The following is a 961-nucleotide window of genomic DNA, read 5'->3' as shown; positions in this document are numbered from 1 at the left end:
TGCGTTTTCGGGAGCGGCCCCGGACCCGGGTGCGGGCCCAGGCCCCGCTGCGGGGCCGGGCGCGGGCGCCGGTTCGTTGCCGGGGTCCGGCGCGGGCGCGGGTGCTCCGGGCTCTGGCTCGGGTCCCGCGCCGGTTGCGGGGGCGGCTTCCCCCGGGCCGCTGCCTGCCGACAGCCCCGGTGCGGCTCCAGGTTCGGTTCTGGGTACGGCCCCCGGCGCGGAGGAAGTCCCGGGCCCGGCTGCGGGCCGAGACCCCGTCGCTGGCCCAGGCCCACTTGCCGGGCCGGGCGCGGGCGCCGGTTCGTTGCCGGGGTCCGGCGCGGGTGCGGGTGCTCCCGGGCCGGTGGGTGCCGAGGGTCTCGGCGGGGACGTTGCCGCTGCGGCGGCTTCGGGCGCCGGTGTGGTGCCGAGCGCTGCTCCGGGGGCCGGCTCGGCCCCGACCCCGGCTGCGGGGGCGGCTTCGCCCGGTCAGCCGCCTGCCGACGGCCCCGATGCGGTTCCGGGTTCGGCTTCCTGGGCCGGTCCGGGCGCTGGTGCTGCCGGGCCGTTGCCTGCCGAGGGCCCTGTTGCGGGGCCGGGCGCAGGCGTGGGTTCGCTGCCGGGCGCCGGTGACGGCGCCGGTGCTCCTGGGGCGTTGCCTGCCGAGGGGCTCGGCGGGGACGTTGCCGCTGCGGCGGCTTCGGGCGGTGCGGTGCCGGGCGGGGCGACCCCGTGGGACGGGACCGATACCAACGGCGCCTCCGACAGCGAGTCCGTGCCGCTGCCCGCGACGGTGTTCTCGCCGCCCGTTCCGGGCGCCGAGGGCGATGGCGCGGCGCCGCCCGCCGTGGGACCCGACGTCCCCACCGCGTTGATGGACGGTGGCAGCCGGCTGCCGCCGACCGCGCCGCAGCCGCAGGCGTCCGCGCCGTTGCAGCCCGCGGCCGGGCAGGCCAGATCGGAAGAGCACTCGCCTGAGCTT

Annotated in this window: 1 pseudogene; it reads left to right on the top strand. The window is 80.4% G+C overall.

Annotation, left to right across the window (positions count from 1 at the left end):
* Nucleotides 1–586: 586 nt before the first annotated feature.
* Nucleotides 587–961, top strand: a pseudogene (locus JFN87_RS33230) (SUKH-4 family immunity protein); the annotation flags it as partial.

Origin of the sequence: Streptomyces montanisoli (assembly GCF_017813245.1) — a bacterium.
In the GTDB taxonomy this organism is placed as follows: domain Bacteria; phylum Actinomycetota; class Actinomycetes; order Streptomycetales; family Streptomycetaceae; genus Streptomyces; species Streptomyces montanisoli.
Note: the sequence above shows the minus strand (reverse complement) of the source record. Positions and strands in the feature narration are given on the sequence as shown.